Annotated in this window: 19 protein-coding genes; 6 read left to right on the top strand and 13 right to left on the bottom strand. The window is 46.4% G+C overall.

Annotated elements, in window-relative coordinates:
* Positions 1-214: 214 nt before the first annotated feature.
* The gene (locus ACO6VE_RS08925; protein ID WP_163369423.1) at positions 215-730 is read right to left on the bottom strand and encodes a GNAT family N-acetyltransferase; all 516 of its coding nucleotides are present in this window, start codon (positions 728-730) and stop codon (positions 215-217) included.
* 848 nt (positions 731-1,578) lie between these two features.
* Between ACO6VE_RS08925 and ACO6VE_RS08920 the strand changes: the two genes are divergently transcribed.
* Positions 1,579-3,282 (top strand): serpin family protein, encoded by a 1,704-nt coding sequence (locus ACO6VE_RS08920; RefSeq protein WP_422460880.1) that lies wholly within the window; start codon positions 1,579-1,581, stop codon positions 3,280-3,282.
* A gap of 460 nt (positions 3,283-3,742) precedes the next feature.
* On the opposite strand, the gene ACO6VE_RS08915 is transcribed toward ACO6VE_RS08920, so the two are convergent.
* Both ACO6VE_RS08915 and ACO6VE_RS08910 read right to left on the bottom strand, forming a co-directional pair.
* Complete coding sequence (locus ACO6VE_RS08915) at positions 3,743-4,648, bottom strand: TIGR01212 family radical SAM protein (protein ID WP_422449498.1); 906 nt, start codon at positions 4,646-4,648, stop codon at positions 3,743-3,745.
* Between the two features lie 93 nt (positions 4,649-4,741).
* Entirely contained in the window at positions 4,742-5,047 is a 306-nt protein-coding gene (locus ACO6VE_RS08910) for a hypothetical protein (protein WP_163369420.1), read from the bottom strand.
* Positions 5,048-5,307: 260 nt separating this feature from the next.
* On the opposite strand from ACO6VE_RS08910, the gene ACO6VE_RS08905 reads away from it, so the two are divergent.
* The 3 genes from ACO6VE_RS08905 (at position 5,308) to ACO6VE_RS08895 (ending at position 8,170) form a co-directional block, all read left to right on the top strand.
* Positions 5,308-5,592, top strand: a complete 285-nt coding sequence (locus ACO6VE_RS08905; RefSeq protein WP_101744768.1) for a hypothetical protein — start codon at positions 5,308-5,310, stop codon at positions 5,590-5,592.
* Between the two features lie 175 nt (positions 5,593-5,767).
* Positions 5,768-7,681 (top strand): DUF1631 family protein, encoded by a 1,914-nt coding sequence (locus ACO6VE_RS08900; RefSeq protein ID WP_422460878.1) that lies wholly within the window; start codon positions 5,768-5,770, stop codon positions 7,679-7,681.
* Between the two features lie 165 nt (positions 7,682-7,846).
* The gene (locus ACO6VE_RS08895) at positions 7,847-8,170 is read left to right on the top strand and encodes an Hpt domain-containing protein (RefSeq protein ID WP_209199942.1); all 324 of its coding nucleotides are present in this window, start codon (positions 7,847-7,849) and stop codon (positions 8,168-8,170) included.
* On the opposite strand, the gene ACO6VE_RS08890 is transcribed toward ACO6VE_RS08895, so the two are convergent.
* Entirely contained in the window at positions 8,165-8,824 is a 660-nt protein-coding gene (locus tag ACO6VE_RS08890) for a hypothetical protein (protein ID WP_422460876.1), read from the bottom strand. The two genes, ACO6VE_RS08895 and ACO6VE_RS08890, sit on opposite strands and share 6 nt — an antisense overlap.
* Before the next feature lie 23 nt (positions 8,825-8,847).
* A complete protein-coding gene (locus ACO6VE_RS08885) occupies positions 8,848-9,543 on the bottom strand; it encodes an SDR family oxidoreductase (RefSeq protein WP_422449505.1) in 696 nt (231 codons plus the stop codon).
* A gap of 130 nt (positions 9,544-9,673) precedes the next feature.
* Here ACO6VE_RS08885 and ACO6VE_RS08880 point away from each other — a divergent pair, with 130 nt between their 5' ends.
* Entirely contained in the window at positions 9,674-10,093 is a 420-nt protein-coding gene (locus ACO6VE_RS08880) for a hypothetical protein (protein ID WP_422449507.1), read from the top strand.
* Positions 10,090-10,410 carry a hypothetical protein gene (locus ACO6VE_RS08875; protein WP_422460874.1) on the top strand — a complete coding sequence of 107 codons (321 nt, stop codon included), beginning with the start codon at positions 10,090-10,092 and terminating at the stop codon, positions 10,408-10,410. Before ACO6VE_RS08880 ends, ACO6VE_RS08875 begins: the two co-directional genes overlap by 4 nt.
* A 49-nt stretch (positions 10,411-10,459) precedes the next feature.
* Here the strand turns inward: ACO6VE_RS08875 and frdD are convergent, their stop codons facing one another.
* The 8 genes from frdD to sctJ all read right to left on the bottom strand — a co-directional run bounded on the left by frdD (position 10,460) and on the right by sctJ (position 17,655).
* Positions 10,460-10,813, bottom strand: coding sequence for a fumarate reductase subunit FrdD (frdD, locus tag ACO6VE_RS08870; RefSeq protein ID WP_422449511.1), 354 nt, complete (start codon positions 10,811-10,813; stop codon positions 10,460-10,462).
* A 19-nt stretch (positions 10,814-10,832) separates the two neighbouring features.
* Positions 10,833-11,222 (bottom strand): fumarate reductase subunit C, encoded by a 390-nt coding sequence (locus ACO6VE_RS08865; RefSeq protein ID WP_101745957.1) that lies wholly within the window; start codon positions 11,220-11,222, stop codon positions 10,833-10,835.
* The gene (locus tag ACO6VE_RS08860) at positions 11,222-11,971 is read right to left on the bottom strand and encodes a succinate dehydrogenase/fumarate reductase iron-sulfur subunit (RefSeq protein WP_163369413.1); all 750 of its coding nucleotides are present in this window, start codon (positions 11,969-11,971) and stop codon (positions 11,222-11,224) included. The genes ACO6VE_RS08865 and ACO6VE_RS08860 overlap by 1 nt, the downstream gene beginning before the upstream one ends.
* Positions 11,972-11,980: 9 nt before the next feature.
* Entirely contained in the window at positions 11,981-13,780 is a 1,800-nt protein-coding gene (gene frdA, locus ACO6VE_RS08855) for a fumarate reductase (quinol) flavoprotein subunit (RefSeq protein WP_422460872.1), read from the bottom strand.
* Positions 13,781-14,057: 277 nt separating this feature from the next.
* Positions 14,058-15,254 carry an amino acid permease gene (locus tag ACO6VE_RS08850; RefSeq protein WP_422449517.1) on the bottom strand — a complete coding sequence of 399 codons (1,197 nt, stop codon included), beginning with the start codon at positions 15,252-15,254 and terminating at the stop codon, positions 14,058-14,060.
* 181 nt (positions 15,255-15,435) lie between these two features.
* Positions 15,436-16,095 (bottom strand): HrpE/YscL family type III secretion apparatus protein, encoded by a 660-nt coding sequence (locus ACO6VE_RS08845; RefSeq protein ID WP_209199951.1) that lies wholly within the window; start codon positions 16,093-16,095, stop codon positions 15,436-15,438.
* A complete protein-coding gene (locus ACO6VE_RS08840) occupies positions 16,074-16,766 on the bottom strand; it encodes a SctK family type III secretion system sorting platform protein (protein ID WP_422449519.1) in 693 nt (230 codons plus the stop codon). The genes ACO6VE_RS08845 and ACO6VE_RS08840 overlap by 22 nt, the downstream gene beginning before the upstream one ends.
* A gap of 97 nt (positions 16,767-16,863) precedes the next feature.
* A complete protein-coding gene (gene sctJ / locus ACO6VE_RS08835) occupies positions 16,864-17,655 on the bottom strand; it encodes a type III secretion system inner membrane ring lipoprotein SctJ (protein ID WP_101745963.1) in 792 nt (263 codons plus the stop codon).
* Between the last annotated feature and the right edge of the window lie 17 nt (positions 17,656-17,672).

Here is a 17,672-nt window from a genome sequence, read left to right as displayed (position 1 = left end):
ATCACTGCTTCGAGGTAGAGAACAGGCGTTATGGACGGATGATGAGTGGAGTGCTCAGTAAGAATTGGCAGGTATGCTTTCTGCGCAAAATCTCCGATAGCAATCAAATCAGCTCTTATTTTTTCTCTCTTACTTTCGTACAGCATAGCTTCTAACCCAGAACGGGGTAGAAGTTATGCTGTACGAAAGAAGGAGAAGCAGAGAAAAAGAACGATTAACGAACTAACGCAAAAACCAGTTGGTCAATAAACTGCTCTTCTTTATAGACATGCTTTTTCATCACACCTTCAAGCTCAAAGCCACACTTCTCCAGCACACGGCGAGAGCCATCATTCCCGGCCTGCACATCAGCAAAAATACGAACCAGCCCCATCTCATCAAATGCATACTGGCACACATAAGAGAGTGCTTCGGTCATAATGCCTTTACCCCAATGATCCTCTGACACCCAAAAGCCAATCTCTGCGCCAAAGCGATGAACATCCAGCTGAACAACAAACCCGATCTCACCAATAGCCTCACCACCACAGTCAATAGCAAAGCGGGTTCTGGTCTCATGCTCCTTGACATGCTGAACCCAGGCTCTCGCATGCTCTATGGTATAAGGGTGTGGAAAAGTATCCCGAAGGTTTCTGGCTATCTTGGCGTTGTTACCATGTTTGGCCAGAGAGATCGCATCGCCATAAAGGAACCTTCTGAGGCAGTAACCATTACCCAAGTCTATATGCATATCATTATCCTGATAGTCAGCTATCAGGTAAAACATCGGCAAAAGTACCATGGGCTTTATTGATATACCTGTAACCCATTGATAGGACTTGATGTGCCGAGGATTATCCAACCAAGCTGAAGTTTAAGTTTATCTAATCCATTTAGCATGCTTGATTTTGTAAAGGGGACTTCAAGATGAAAGCCCCGAACATCTTTGCAGATGAATTATAATATCAAATATAACTTTTCCTTCAAAACCCGGAAGATTTTATTATTCTTATTTCTTATTAAAGACATTTATATGATTTCATAACAAGAAAACTCCAAACCATCTTTAAAACTCAATGACTCTTACTAAACCAGCACAAACTATTCTAAAGCAATGATGGAAACAAGGGAATTAATAGCCCTGTAATCCTGAATTTTTAGAGGATATCATTCAGCAAGAAACAGAGAATATACTGTTCTTTCAGGCAACCTATCTATTCAAGAGTAAATTCATTGCCTATTAAATTGCATCATGCATACAATTGTGACTGTATTTTTAAATGCTTAACCCGCTAATTATCAAGAAATCAAAACAATCGTATGAATATCTTTCTATCAAAAGAGATTCAGACTCATTCATAGACTTACTGCTTGCTTTTTCTCACACTCAGGTGCAAGAAATATTACCTGAACAATAGTACCAATTCATCCAAACCAAAAGAACGTCAACAATCGTTGACAGAAAAATCAAGGTTAGCACCATCAACAAACCTGTTAGTGACTTACATGAAAGCAAATGATTAACTGTGGTCAGTTTTTGGAACCTTAAACCTCGGAAAGCTGTCCAAGATAATAAATTTTAAACAAGGAAATATTATAATGATCAATTCAGCCAGTACTTTCCCCGTTAATCCTTACGGAGTCCAGGAAGTTATCATCAACGAAACTCAACCTGACGACCTCAGTGATTGTGCAAAAACTATTGTTCAGAACCGCATTCGGCAATTATCCTTTGCACTAATAGATCCTGCTGGCAATCGCAGCACAGCGTTATCCACCGAAAGCCTGGCTTCAGCACTGGGCATGTTGTTGGCTGCCATTGATGATGCTGGCGTGAAGGAAAAAATTCTGGGCATGACAAACCAACCCCTTCGATTAACAACCGCACTGGAAAAAGAAATCCACAAACAACTGGGTCAATTCTGCCTGAATTACACTGTCGATAAGAACTCACAGTGTTTTATTGTGAACTATTTTGCTTCAGAGGATCATTGTCATGATAGTAACCTTACTAAAATTTTGTCCAAATATTACAACACAATGAAACTGGAAATTACGGCACATGACAAAGTAGCCGATGTGACTGATACATTCATCAAATCTATAACCAAAGGTCGCATATCCAGCTTGTTCACCCCTGATGAACGTGATGATGTCAACGTCTCTATGGGTAATGTTTTTTGTTTAGAAGCGATTTGGGCTGATGCTTTTGATAAATTTAAAACTGTACCCTCCAGATTTCAGTGTTCAGATGGCAAGATAGCCGAAGTCGAAATGATGAAATCTGAACCCATGAAATTAAAATATGCCTTTACAAAAGATTATGCGGCGATCGCAAAACCATTTCAACACGACACCGCAAAGCTTTATTTTGTTGCAATAACACCTGTCAATAGTTCATCAGCTGGTATTAATCATCTTGATACTGAAACACTTCACCAACTGATTGACCAAGCACTGGAAGCGAGAGAGCAAAAAATCACCTTGAAACTGCCTAAAATGAAAATAGACAGTACTGACACTTCATTACTTAACGAAATTGGCAAGCTCAGCGATATTAAAATAACGGCAGACATGTTATCGAAACTAGGTAAAACAAGGCATGATCATCTGGACATGCGTCAAAAAATTCATGCCATCATTGATGAAGAGGGTGCCGAGGTTGTTTCAACAACAGCCGTTAACAGGAAATACCGGGGGGGTAATTTCGAGCCACCAGAACCATTCAATTTTGACTGCCCCGGCTATATTGCGATTATTGTTAAGGACGATAATGGTAAACATCTGTTGCTTGAATCGATAATCAAGGATGCAAGCTATCTTGTCCCTGCAAGAAGTAAAGAAGTTCAGCCTCCCTCCCTGAGCGCCAGATCTGTGCAAGCTCATCAGGGGAGTACTGTGGATACTGATTCACTTTTCAGACCTGCAAAAAATGACAATGGAGATGAATCTTTAAAAAATTCTGACAAATTATTTCAGGACAATCCGAAACATCTCGTTCAGAACTTTTTAATATCTAAAATAATACAAATGATACTGAACGGCGATAATAAATTGAACATTCTTGGAGCCTATTACTACCAAAATAATCAAAAGCTGCTCATTCAGGTCCAAGATTTTAATCAAGCCCAAATACTCATGCAAAGAATAATTGATTTCACCAAAGCAAGTAATCTAAGCGATCGTGTCAGCGCTGTAGATTTTAATGCTTTGGGAAAACATAATTTTGGAATCTGCACAGTGGTAAATGAGCCGCTCACTACCCAACTGTTAGAAAAATTATTTCACTATAAACGCTCATAGCATTAAAATGATCAATCACATCCTCATCGATGCGAATGGTCATCTGCTTTTTTCAGCTGCTTGGCGTAAGTTTTTTTTCACCCTGACTAAAATCATACTTTGCTCTCATCACGTCAATCTCGCTGTGCTTATGGTCTGGGCTTAAAAGAAAGCAAAGCAGGTAGATAGGGTGCGTGGTCAGGAGCTGGCTATGAAACCACTGACTCGTGGCAAAAAACTGGCAAGCAATGCAGTCAACTATCACAGTGTTTTCAGGGAGCCAGAGAACGAATGAAGGGGCAGCTCCCTCCTTAGCGGGAACCAACCCATAAAATGAGCCAGGCTTAGGCTGACAGAGTAACAGAGCTGGACAAATGTTTTAATCAGCTATCACAACCAGAACAATCCTGCTAATCACTTATCTGGTGGCGTAGTTGATTATTTTCCGCCGTTTACCAACTAACTGCGCTGATTCACTGACTCAATTGGATGTCTGACAATTTGCTTCTAACTTTTTATACAGCATGGCAAGTACGTCCCACTTATACATTGCCCATTCTGGTGAAAGCAGGTATTGCCTTTCCCCGGAACCGGTCAGTCGATGGAACAGTAATCCCTCTGGAGCCCGAACGATCATCTTTGTCAGCACATCCGTGTAGGATTCCATGGATAACTCCCGGACCTGCTCTTTACGCCATTGTCGGGCCAGTTGAGTGCCTTTAACGATGTGAAGTGGGTGAATCTTGATGGCATCAACACCTAAAGCAATAACCCGGTCAAAACTTACCAGACTGTCTTCAGGTTCTTCCCCCGGAAGGCCAACGATCAGATGAGTACACAACTTCAGACCATAGCGTTTGGCTCGGATCACTGCATCTTCATAATCGCTGAAGTTATGGCCTCGGTTAATGGCTTCAAGCGTAGGATCAAAGCTTGATTGAAGGCCCAGTTCCAGCCAGACCTCATACCCCTGCGCCTGATAATCCGACAACAGTTGTAACACCGGATCCGGCACACAGTCAGGCCGGGTTCCCACGGCAAGCCCTATCACACCGGGCTGAGCCAGGGCCTCATCATAATAGCGCCTGAGATCTTCCGGAGCACCGTAGGTATTACTGTAGGACTGAAAATAAGCGATAAACTTTCTGGCACCCGTTCGGGCACTCACCTTTTCCTGAGCCTGTCGAATCTGCTCAGAAATTTCTCCCGCTTTAGTGCTGCCAGGACTGAAGGAAGCGTTATTACAAAACGTACAACCACCAATACCTTTAGTACCATCACGGTTTGGGCAGGTAAACGACGCATTCACCGAAACTTTGTGTACTTTTTCTCCGTACTTCTGCCGAAGGTAACGGCCAAAAGTATTCACGAAGCGGGTCATGTCCATAGCGAGTTATTTCGTTATCAAAAACGCTACAAAATACCGACAGCCCCCTGTTTAGCCTATAGGGAGTTTAACGCATGACTTAATGGCCAATGCTTAGCCTGAATTTTTTTTCATTTTTTCCAAAGCTTCCTGAACGACGGCACGAGCCTCATTTTGACAGGCATCCATTGCATCAGGGTCATCGGGAGCTACACGCCATTCAATTATTCTTTTTGCCAGCTTCCTTGCCATCACACCGACAAGATCATCCAGATACGCCTCATCGAACATAGCCAATGGCATAAACCTTAAATGAACTAACAACTGCTCAGGTTTATCAGGTTCTTTCATATGTATGGCAAAATCGCCGGCATCAGACGTGCTTTGACTGATCGTTAACGTAAAATGCTCACCGCTCATAGTATTCTCCCGGCTGTACTAGTTTCAGTTGTCGGCGGTGATACAGGTGGCTTTACGATCTTCAGACCAGCTGTCAGCTCATTCAGTCAGTAGGCATTATCAAACAAAAAACCGGGCCTTCTACCTTTTTATAATCTCTGTTCATAATCTAAACTGAGCTTTATAAGGATTAAAGCATTAGCTGACAATGCCGCCAGATATGGCGATATTCTCATCAATTATCAGCAGCCAGCTTGCACTGGGCAACGGAGAGCCAGACCATGTCACTTATTACCAATAAGGATGTCGAAAACCTACCCTCTGATAACTCGGGCCAGGTAGGTAATGTCAAACCGGTAGATCGTATTGATCCGATGCAGTCACAGGAGTTTTCAAACCTGGTAAAAAACAAGGAGGACAATAAGCTTGCTGAAACAGCGGTGGAAGATGGAGAGATTACGCCGGAAGAACTTCAGCGACAGATTCGTGAAAACCTGTTTAAAAACGGCTTCAACAAAGCCCTTGATAAAGCCAGGGAAATAGCCAAAGAACTCAGACAGGGATAGCACTCTGACCCGATGTCATTTTTTTGGCCGAAGGTAGTTAAAACGCCCCATTAATAGCTACTTAATATAATCAAAAGTTCTCAATATAATTATATTTAGTAAAGTGATATGGGTGGTCTCTGCGGGTATTCCATACCCTGCAGATGACATTGTGCAGTACAGGGATGTGGCCAGCATGTCAATTCAGCCTTCCAGCATTTTTCCGCTCAGCCCAGGTGGTGATAACAAGCCACTGCAAAGTGTTTTTTTTTCTGAATTAAATCAGTTGGTCCAAGAAATTATTTACCCCGAGTCCGACACGCTGTTTCCTGTTCTACTTACCAAATTAAATACTAATCTGGAGGATATCAAAAACGATCAGGATATGATGCGCTGGATCGATATCAAAAACCGTTTGACAAAGTCTGAATCTTTCATCAAGAAAAGCTTCCTCGATCATTTGACCAGTGCAGACAGTGAACAGCCCGCACCACAAGAAGGTGTCTTAACCCTTGAATTACTCGACAATTCTGAACTTGATCACCAACTCCTCTGGCTTTCTGCAACCAACAATTTTGAGAGCAGTAACAACTCTGAACGTATTTGCCGAATCAAAAGCAGTCTTGAGAGCACCTATCCCCGGCATGACGGTACTTATCCTGCCACCCCGGAGCGCATCTGCGAAAGTTTTGCCTTGGCTCTGGAAAGTCTCCATCCAGACCGTGATATTGAACAACAATTATTTTGCTGGTTTGCCAGTCATCTTAATAATGCGGCTGATGAGCTCTGGCTTAAAGTCGACCAGTTAATAATCCATAAAGGGCTGGGACCCAAACATTCATCTCCGGTTGAGCGATTGCAAGCAAACCCAGCCTCCGACCCAACCCATCATCCACTATCTTCATCCCGCCCCACAGATCAAACACAACCAGCGCCTCAGCAGAGTTACTATTCAGATATGGGAAACCCTCAGTTTCTGGATAGTTTTGCTGAGAAGCTAGTATCCCGGCTGGAAGACATGCTGGCAGAAGATGAACTCATCCCTGAGGCCAAAGCTAACCGGGTCAAGGCTATTGATCTGGCCAGTGTCCTCAGCTCACTGCAACTGGATGTTCTTGAGCAGCACGTGTCAATAAGAAACCTGCACACCTCGGTCATAGATGCCCTGGAAATACAAGGCGTTAATTCAAAACTCTCACGCCATCATGAAGACCTTATCAATATGGTCGGCTGGTTGTTTGAGTTCATTCTGGATGATCACAACCTGCCTGATGACGTAAAAAAAACCATAGCCCTATTGCAAATCCCGATTTTAAAACAGGCGATTCTGAACGATGCTTTTTTAACCGATAAAAAGCACCCGGCCCGTCTCTTATTAAATGACTTAACGTCTGCAGGCATGCTGTATTGCCGGGATTCTCAACTGAGCAAGCATGTGCTGCTACTGATTGAGCATACTATACGCACCATCATCTCTGACCACAGTGAAAACCCGGACGTATTTCAGGATTGTCTTGATGGATTTCAAACCAATCTGGATGTCATTCTGGAACCAGAGCCTGAGAGTTCAAAAAGTCATCCTGCTGCACTCAACGAACCACCAGAAGAGGTTCAGGCAACAGACTCCGACGTTGACCATGCCATTGACTTTAAGACAGAAAGTCTCACGGAAGAAGACTCAGAGGAGATAATTCTTTCCTGCGAACAGTCCGGGCTCAGTCTGAAAGAGCTCCAGTCTGAATCCGCCCCAGAGGCAACCGAACCCTCTCAGGAGCTTGAGCTGCTTCCGGATGAACAGACCGAAGTGGCTGATGCTCAGGAGCATTTACCCGCATTTACCCCGGTCATTATTGATGGACTTTACCCGGGCCAGTGGGTTGAGTTTATTGGCGAAGGTGACTCACACCGCCTCAGCTGCAAACTTGCCCGGCTCAGTAAAGACCGTCATCGATATATTTTTGTCAACAGCTCGGGGATGCGTGTTGCGGAGCGCTCTGGAAGTGAACTCAAAAAGGAAATTAAAGACGGTTCTGTCCGTATTATGGAAGAGAATCCCGTGTTCGACCGGGCTATCCAAGCTGTTCTTGAGCGATTCAAAAGACATTTGTAACTCTGCAACGGATGACTATAGCAAGCAGTGAAAAAGGTGAGAACTTTTCAGGCCTGCTTATCGCAACACCGGTAAAAACATACGTTATGGAACAGGCTGCTGACTAAAGCACTGCCGTTTAATGGCGAAAAACTAATTTATCTTTAATTTGTACAGGAAGTTTTTATGATCAATCTGGAAAATTTACATCAAATCACCGACGGTGATGAAGTCCTGCTGGAAGAGTTGTTATCAACGTTTTTTCAGAGCACCCGGGAAGACATCCTGAATTTGAAAGCAGCGGTCAACAATCAGCAAACGCCCCTTATTGTCAACTTTGCCCACCGGATTAAAGGTGGTGCTGCAATCGTCGGGGCGGAGCAACTGGCAATACTTGCCGGAGACCTTGAGCAGTCAGGGCAACAAGTGGAACCGGAACGTTATGACCCTCTTTTTCTTGAACTGCAGGATACGTTTAACAGCATCGAAGCCCTGTATCCCAAACTATAAAGGCCGCTGACTGGTCAAGCTGAACAGCCGAAAGCCAACCACAACGGCAAACGCCATAAAGGGCGCTTCCAGAACACCACCCATAACCTGTAACCACAGTACATTCTCAGGGCTCATCAATAGATAGCTAATAAGGAATTGTGAGAACAGCAGAGTGAACAGCAATACAGTAAAAGGCAGTAATAACAGGGACCACTGCTGCTTCGTCTGATTAAAGCTTGCCTGAATAGCCTCCACTGGAGGCTCACCCTTAAGGGCAACCCGAAACTCCACAAACATCAATTTGTACAGCAGATAAAATCCCGGTATCAGGTAGAGGCTAAACCCAAGCATGACTAATACAAACACGATCAGGTAACTGGTCGCCAACGGAAAATAGATACCCGCCGACTTTATTAAACTGTCATAAAGGCTTAGCTTCTCGCCCTGATCACGACTCTCAATAAAGAAAATCGCTGCCCCCGTTGCCAGCGGTTCTATCAACACTGATGCAAACAGATCTGCAAACCCACCACTTATCTCGCTATTGCCAGCAAAAGACTGTTGGAGGTAAAAGCCTGCAATTTCAGAGGGGATAGCAGACAATAGAAACAAAACCGTCAGGCTCAAGCCATAACGGGCAAAAAAGTGTAGCGATTGAACAATAGATTGCATGCAAATTTCACCGGTTAATCAACTTACCAGGGAATCACTGATCCATCATAATTGATGAACTGGCCACTGTTTTTCAAAGAAAGTTGATCAATAACCTTGCGCACGCCCCTGATGGATGTTTCCGTATCAATCGGAGCATTTACGCCCCCCATATCCGTCTGAACCCAGCCCGGATGCAATACACCAACACTGATACCCTTCCCGGCAAGGTCAATAGCCAGACTTTTAGCCACCGCATTCAATGCGGCTTTGGCAGAGCGATAGATATAACTCCCGCCTTTCTGATTGTCCCCCATACTGCCCATTTTGCTGGACATCATGATGATTTTTTTCTCATGACTCTGGGCTACTTTTTCCACCAGTGCCTGCGTAACCATCATCGGGGCCACCGAATTAACTCGCAAAACCTCCATCCATGAATCAACAGTCACCTCATCATAAGACAGACCGAAAGGGCCATAAATTCCGGCATTATTGATCAGGATATCAATGGGCTCTTCAATCACATACTGCAGGTTATGGATCATTCCGGGCTGGGTAATATCCAGGGGAACCAGCTCAAACTGATAACCAGCACTGCGTTTCAGCTCCAGCAGTTTCTGCGACTGTTCCGGAGAGCGGCAACAACCATAAACCTTGGCACCCTGCGCAAGATATTGACGACACAGTTCCAGACCCAGCCCCCGGCTAACGCCGGTCACCACCACTATTTTCTGCATGCAGACTCTCCCGGATAAACTGGCAGCTTCCGGTAGAAATAAAGCTGAAGCCGCCGATAAATTATCTTACTCGTAAACAAGGCAAAAAACTTACAAAACATTCTATGATGGCAAACCGGGGATGGAAAAGATGCCTCCAAAAATAACTGGCGACAACCAGACGTCTTATATACCTGCACAAGAGGCTCCCTCCCCTGCTAATAACAAAGCCAGTCATAGAGGACGGGAGGTCAGTGAAACCAGGGCAACTCCCCAATCGGACAGAACCGCTAATGCAACCAGCAATCTGGCCGTTGGCCAACGTCAGGTTGAGTCTTTATCACCTGATCATCTGGAAATGATCAAAGCACTGACAGAACAAGGCCAATGGGGCGGTGTTCTGCCCGCAATTCTTGCTTGTAAAACAACGGACCAACTGGAAAAAGTTCTGGCCGCAATAAAAACAGTCAGTCCTCTGCCCAAAGAGATTCATCAGCAAATATGCAATCACTTTGCGAGACTCTATGCAAAGGGAACCACTACTTACCTAACCGCAGGACTCACATCATGACACTCGAAAACCTGGGCAGTCTCGATCTTATTCTCCAAAAGTCCGATGAACATGACAGCCCGCTGGGTTCCATGATCAGAATGGCGGTGGACAGCTTTATCCAGACACACTCGCTAACCGCGGCGAATCGTAATCAAATGGTCAATAGCATCACCCAGAAAATTCACGAGCAGATCAATCAAGTGATGTTCGAGCAGGAAGAGTTACTGACAAGAGACCCGACATTAGCGGAAAAAATCGCTCAGGCACGCAATCAACGGCGCATCGAGCAAAATTATCTTCAGGAAAAAAGCCAACGCTCTGAACAAGCTTCCTAGTTTTTTATGCCAAAAAAAGGGGCTTACTCAGCCCCCTCATAAAACCTGATCAGACCAGCAATAAAGCAATGGTTGCCAGGCTGAGAATCAACGTACCACCATAACAGGCCATTTTTACCCCAACCCCCGGGTGGAAACCCAGATCGTGAGCACCGTGGTAAATACGGTGAATACAGGCCCAGTAAGAAGGCACCAAAGCCACCATCAGTGCCAGCTTGCCAATCCAGCTCTCCAGAAAGAACGCAGACATTCGCTCATAAGAGAGCGCTTCTGCCGGAATAATTTCCAGAGGCACGCCCAGACCAACCACAAAAATAATGGCCGGAAAGAAAAAGGCGATAGTGGTACCACCAGCCCCAAACAGACTCCACAACAGAGGTTCGATATGGCGTTTATTACTCATGTTCCCACTCCTATCCCCGTCAAAGTCCCATGGTGGCCGCAGCCAGAATGATGGCAGAAACCACTGCCAGGCCAACGTACATCAATTTGTTAACCACACTGTCTTTTACCATTTTACGAATCTGCTGTGGCAGAACGCGGGGCGTCATATCGAAATAGGTGACGGCATGGTAAATAGTCAGACCCAGGGTAACCACGGTAAACAGAATCATTAACGGGTTGGCCTGGAAGGCAAGCCAGCTATTCCAGGCGGCTTCACCCTTGACCAGCTGCATCAGACCGACAAACAGGTTGATGGCATAGAGGCCATCAAATACACAGGAGGATTCCCGGATCATGTACTGGCGGTAGAAGGGATGATCCATATACCAGGTGCGCTTCATGGGACGCACATAGGGGCGACGACTCATCACTTGTCTCCTTTACGTGGCATCAGGAAAGAGAGCGCCCAATCCTGAGAACCCTGCAGTTTGTTCTGGTTGATGGCAGCGGCCGGGTCAACATTCTTTGGACAAACCTCAGAACAGTAACCCACAAAGGTACAGGACCAGACACCATTCTTGCCCTGAATCACTTCGGTACGCTGTTCATAGCCATCATCACGGCTGTCCAGGTTATAGCGGTGGCCCAGGGCGATCACCGCAGGACCGGTAAACAGTGGGTTCAAGCCCATCTGTGGACACGCGGAGTAGCAGAGCATGCAGTTAATGCACATGGAGAACTGCTTATAAAGGCCCAGCTGCTGAGGCGTCTGTTTATTCACTCCTTCCTCAACCGGCTTCTCCATCGCATTGATGATGTACGGTTTCACTGACTCCAGTTTCTTGATGAAGTCTTCTGAGTCAATCACCAGATCCTTTTCAATCGGGAAGTTAGCCAGTGGCTCAACCCGAATGGGGTTCGGATAGTAATCCCGCAGAAAGGTTTCGCAGCCGAGCTTTGGTGTACCGTTGATCACCATGCCACAGCTGCCACACACCGCCATACGGCAGGACCAGCGGTAAGCCAGGCTGGAATCCAGTTCATCCTTGATATGCTCAAGGGCATCCAGCATGGACCAGGCTTCCACATAAGGAATAGTGAAAGTGCCAAATGTCGGCTTGTCATCGGTTTCCGGGTTATAACGCAGAATCTCGATGGTTATGGTTTTATCACTCATGGGGCCTCCTTACTTCCCTTCACCGTTTTTCTCAGCCGCCGCGCCATAGACGCGCTCTTCTGGCTGGAAGCGGGTTACATTCACGTCTTCATATTCCAGACGAGGCTTGGCATCACCGTTATAGAAGGTGACGGAGTGTTTCAGGAAGTTGACATCATCACGGGCTTCGAAGCCATCAATACGCTGGTGCGCACCACGGGACTCCTTACGTTCAACACCACCAATGGCCATACACTCAGCAACCATCAGGGAGCTTTGCAGTTCAAAGGCCTGCAGCAGTTCGGTATTGAAGACCTTACTCTTGTCTTCCACCTTGACGTTTTTGAAGCGCTCACGCAGTTCGGAGATCTTGTCCAGACCGGCCTGCATCTCTTCACCCACCCGATAAATACCAAAGCTGTCTTCCATGGTTTTCACCATTTCGTGACGCAGGTGCGATGCTTTCTCAGTACCATTGGCATTACGCAGGCTTTCGATGGCTGCCAGGTGCGCTTTCGCCTGATCCAGCAACTTGCGTTCATCAGACATGACGTTCTGGCTGGCAAAATCCGCCGCACTTTCACCGGCAACCTTACCGAAGACCACGGTCTCTGCCAGAGAGTTGGAACCGAGACGGTTAGCACCGTGCATACCGACGCTGGCACATTCACCGGCAGCGAACAGACCGGCCAGATCGGTGGCACAGTTGATGTCCGCTCTGACACCACCCATGGTGTAATGAACCGCAGGACGAACCGGAATTGGCTGATGAACCGGATCCACTCCCAGGTAGTTTTTCGCCAGGGAACAGATCAGTGGCAGACGCTCAATCAGCTTCTGTTCGCCAAGGTGGCGCAGGTCGAGGTGTACCGCATCACCCAGTGGCGTTTCAATGGTGCAGCCCTTGCGCTGCTCCTGCCAGAAGGCCTGGGACAGCTTGTCACGCGGGCCCAGTTCCATGTATTTGTTCTTTGGTTGACCAACCGGAGTCTCTGGCCCCAGGCCATAATCCTGCAGGTAACGGTAACCATCCTTGTTCAACAGGATACCGCCTTCACCACGACAACCTTCTGTCATCAATACACCGGAGCCTGGCAGGCCGGTTGGGTGGTACTGAACAAACTCCATATCACGCAGCGGTGCGCCAGCACGCAGGGCCATGGCATGACCGTCACCGGTCACAATGGCACCATTGGTATTGAAACGGAAAATACGACCAGAGCCGCCTGTTGCCAGCACCACTGACTTCGCCAGGAATACTTTTGGTTCGCCGGTTTTCACTTCGATAGCAACAACGCCCTGGGCACGGCCATCTTCCATGATCAGGTCAGTGGCAAAATACTCATCGTATCGTTCAATGGATGGGTACTTGGTGGACGTCTGGAACAATGTGTGCAACATGTGGAAGCCAGATTTGTCGGCAGCAAACCAGGTGCGCTCAATCTTCATACCACCAAAAGCACGAACGTTTACGTCACCGTCGTCCTTTCGGTTCCAGGGGCAGCCCCAGTGCTCCAGGCGGATCATCTCTTCAGTGGCGTGGGACACAAAGTAATCCACTACATCCTGATCGCAGAGCCAGTCACCACCGGCCACCGTGTCAACAAAGTGGTTTTCCAGAGAGTCATGATCCTGAATGACACCGGCTGAACCGCCTTCTGCAGCCACCGTATGACTCCGCATAGGGTAGACTTTGGAAATCAATGCCACTTTAAGCTCAGGATTTTTTTCGGCAACGGCAATCGCAGCCCGAAGACCGGCACCTCCGGCACCGACAATGGCTACATCAGCCTTTATGACCTGCATACGCAAACCTCTACCGCCGTTCACCACCATCTCCGGGAAGGTCCCAAACAGAGACAGCCAGCGAACTGGCCAAAATGAATAATAAGAGAAGGGTTAAAAATCTAGAACTGAAGTTTATATAAACCTGAAATTAAAGCCATTGATATAAAACAAAAATAAATCAACATTTCGGAAAACCCGTAATTTCAAGACGACCCAACAGGATCAACCACTATAAACAACCGCTTAAATTACAAGGCACGCAGATTTATTGTTTAATTAACAAAGGTTCACTTTTAATTATTAACTTACACAAAAAAACCTATAGCCTCGAAATAAATTGAGACACAATGATGATACAGCCAAATACAAAACAGGTTGACATCAAAACCGTTCCCCCGGGTGCCCGAAACGGGTTTTCATAGGCCGGTTGCTTTCTTAGTACATAGACCATTGCCGTAGGCAGAAGGATAGCCAGAATGGCCAGAGCAACCGCCGCATAACCCAGGGCGGCGACAAAACCATCCGGAAACATAATGGCAATAATAACCGGTGGGATAAAGGTCACCAGGGCGGTCTGCAGCCGATGAATGCGGGTATCCGCCCTTTGCAATAAGTTGGCAAGATAATCAAACAGCCCAAGGGCAACGCCCAACACGGATGTCAATAACGCCAGATCAGAAAACAGGTACAGAATAGTGTGTACATTTTTATCACTGCTTAATGCTGAAATTAAATGAGCCGTTGCCCCGGTTGACTGACTGATTTGCAGCAATAAGCCCTCGGGCAATACCCCCATCACCGCCACCAGCCACAAGATATAAACCACCAGCGGGATCAGGGTCGCTAACAAAAAAATAAGGGGAATATGCTGCAGCTGCTTCTTTTGATAAATGATAATGCTGGGAATGCCACCATGATAACCGAACGAAGTAAATATCACCGGCAGTGCCGCCAGAACCGATAGATACTCTACCCTCGCCGTATGTATCATGCTCTCATAACGCACCGAAGGTGCCAGTGACATCAGGGCAAGAATAAAAGTAACGATCATCAGGGTGAAAAAGATACGGTTAACAAGATCCACTGCCCGGGTGCTGTAATAAACAAAGGCTCCGGCAATCAGGGCAAAGAATATCACGCACAGTTGAGCGGAAGCTCCGGGAACCACTGCTTGAGCGTACTGCGCCAGTAACGATCCGCCCCCGGCAAAGTAGGCGGACATCAATGCGTAAAAAAGCCCGAGAGGGGCAATGGCAGAGAGCACCTTCCCCATCCGCCCTAATGTTCTGCTGGCCATGGTATACAAATTACAGCCAGGCTTGATGGCAACATTGGCCTCAAAGGCATAAAGGGCAGAGATAACCGCGAAGAATGCCGTCACTGCAAAAATAATCATAACCGGCATCAACCCGGTACTGGCTGATACCAGCGGCAAAGCAAGCATGCCCGCACCGATGGCCGTTCCTGACAAAATTAACGCACTGCCAATTACGGTGGAACGACTGGATTCAGACATAAGCAAGTACCTTTACTGAATATAAATTTCAGTGATAAAGATAGGGGAATTTAATGGAGATACCTGCCTGATTATGTCCTGCCGGACAAGGTAAGCCTCAAACGGAGGTATATACTGCTTATCTCAGCGGCTTCTTCCAACAACAGCTGCCAGGGTACTCTGACAATCTGCAGAGCACTCGCTATTCAGCCTTGTCAGCCATGTCGGCCTCACGACTGCGCGCAGCTAATGATTGGAGACTGTCAAACCGCTTCTGTAATGCCCGTAACTGAACATCAACACTGGCATCAACAACGCCGATTTCACTCTCCATAATACAATCACCGGATGAGAGCCGGGGATCAGCTACAAGATCAATAAAACCAACACCTTTATACTCCGCCAGAATGGTATTCAGGCGCGCCTGAACAGCACTGTACTGAGCAGATGGCACACGGATGGTGACATGTTTCTCATTTCTGACATGTTGCAGGGCATTTTTAACCAGGCTTATGGCCAACTCTTCCTGATCGAATTCACCGATGATTTTTTTCACCCCGGAAAGCAGGATATTCGCAAGGGTATTTTCAATATCTGAAAGATAATTGATCGTCCTGCTGACCACTTTCAACATGTGATCTGTCTGTTCAGCCTTACTTTCCGCCAAACCTTCCTGATACCCGCGTTTTTTTTCCTGCTCATAGGCCTGGCGGGCTTCCTCAGTAATACCGGCAGCCTGCTCCCGGGCTGCCTTAATAATTTCCTGGGCTTCAAGATAAACAACATAGTCGTCTGCCTTGAGCACTTTGCAGGTTGGATCCAGCTCCAGCTGGACATTATTCAGGATAACAGGTGCCGCCACTGTCGATTCACCTCTTTATGAGTTTTTACCAGTAACTTCACACACTGGGCTTTGTCCAGTCCCCCGGCACCTGGTGAACTCAAGGTCTTCTTCCAGCTGCTGGGCATTTTTAATATCAACCGTTGCCGAAAGGCTCCGGGCAAATCAGAAAACGCTGTGGCAATAACCTGTCGGCCATTGAGTTCCAGAAATGCTTTAAATCGATCCAGGTGTTTCCAGTCAATGAGTACACCGGGACCATTTTTTTCTGAAGCACGGCTGATAAACTGCGCTTTTTTCACGGTAAAGCGGTAGGCCTCTTCGCCCAGGCATTTCTCCAGCGCCTTACGCTCATCACGACGAATCACTGACCGGACAGTGGCTTCGTTGAGAATCAGCCCGATGTACAAAGCCAACTGTTCAATTTCTTCGGCACTGGCAAATACTATCCTTTTATCCGGGCGATCAAAGTCATAATCAAACTGCTTGGCGATGCCAAACTTGCTCAGCAGGTAGTTTGACAGACTAAATTGTGCAGGCACACTGGTCTGAAGCGATTTCAGTAACTTGAAATGTTTATCCGATTTAAGCCAGCTAGCATGCACATAACGAACAGGAAAGAAGTTAAACTCAACCATATGATTGAACAGGCTTGTTCCATTATGTTCCTGAAAAACATTGTTACTGTTCATTGGTCATTTCACTCCAACCCCATACACTCCAATGAGTCACCATTTAACGGCACATGCACTGTCCCACAAATAATTGTGGTCTTGAGCAAATCATCCGCTATTTGCGATCACCCTTTTTTTTCTTCGACTTTTTCTTCTGTTCCATCATCCAGAAGAAATAGCCACCGGCTCCCAGGGCCAATAACAGCAAGAGAATCAAAGCATAGACAACAATGCGAATAACCCCTGCAGAACCGGGAGTAACATCGACAAACAGCACAGTCTCTGTTGATGGGCTGTCAAAATTGCCAGAGTTCAGGCGGGTTGCCGGGAACAGGGAAACAGCGATCTTCTCCAGGGAAAGCCCCTCAATACTGTTTGCCACCAGAGTTTTTACTTTCGGCACCAGACCCGCCAGTTCCAGCTCAGGGGTATACTTGATAAACACTGAAGCTGATGAGGGGTAGTTGACATCCGTCAGGCTATCCTGCTCCTGAGGCAATACCACATGAACACGAGCAGTCACGACACCATCAATCATCGACAATGTTGACGAAAGCTCCTGTGACATGGAATAGGTATAACGGGCCCGCTCTTCTGTCGGGGAAGAAATCAAACCATCTTTAGGAAAAATATCACCGATCGACGAGTATTTTTCTTTCGGAAAACCAAGACTGCTCAAAATCTTGATAGATCTTGCAACATTACCGCTTTCCACCATGATGGTGACAATTTTGTCTTTATCCACCAGCTTCTCAGTGGGAATGTCATTATCAAGAAGGATGGCAAGCATTTCATTACCTTCTTTTTCATCAAGCCCTGAATAAAGCTCGACCTTACACCCCAGCAATAAAACACCGATGAGACACAGTAATGTAACCTTAAAGCTCTGGACAAACCCCTGTTTCATGACGAGCCAACCTTATG

Source organism: Endozoicomonas sp. ALB115, assembly GCF_049310245.1.
Taxonomy (GTDB): Bacteria; Pseudomonadota; Gammaproteobacteria; order Pseudomonadales; family Endozoicomonadaceae; genus Endozoicomonas.
Note: the sequence above shows the minus strand (reverse complement) of the source record. Positions and strands in the feature narration are given on the sequence as shown.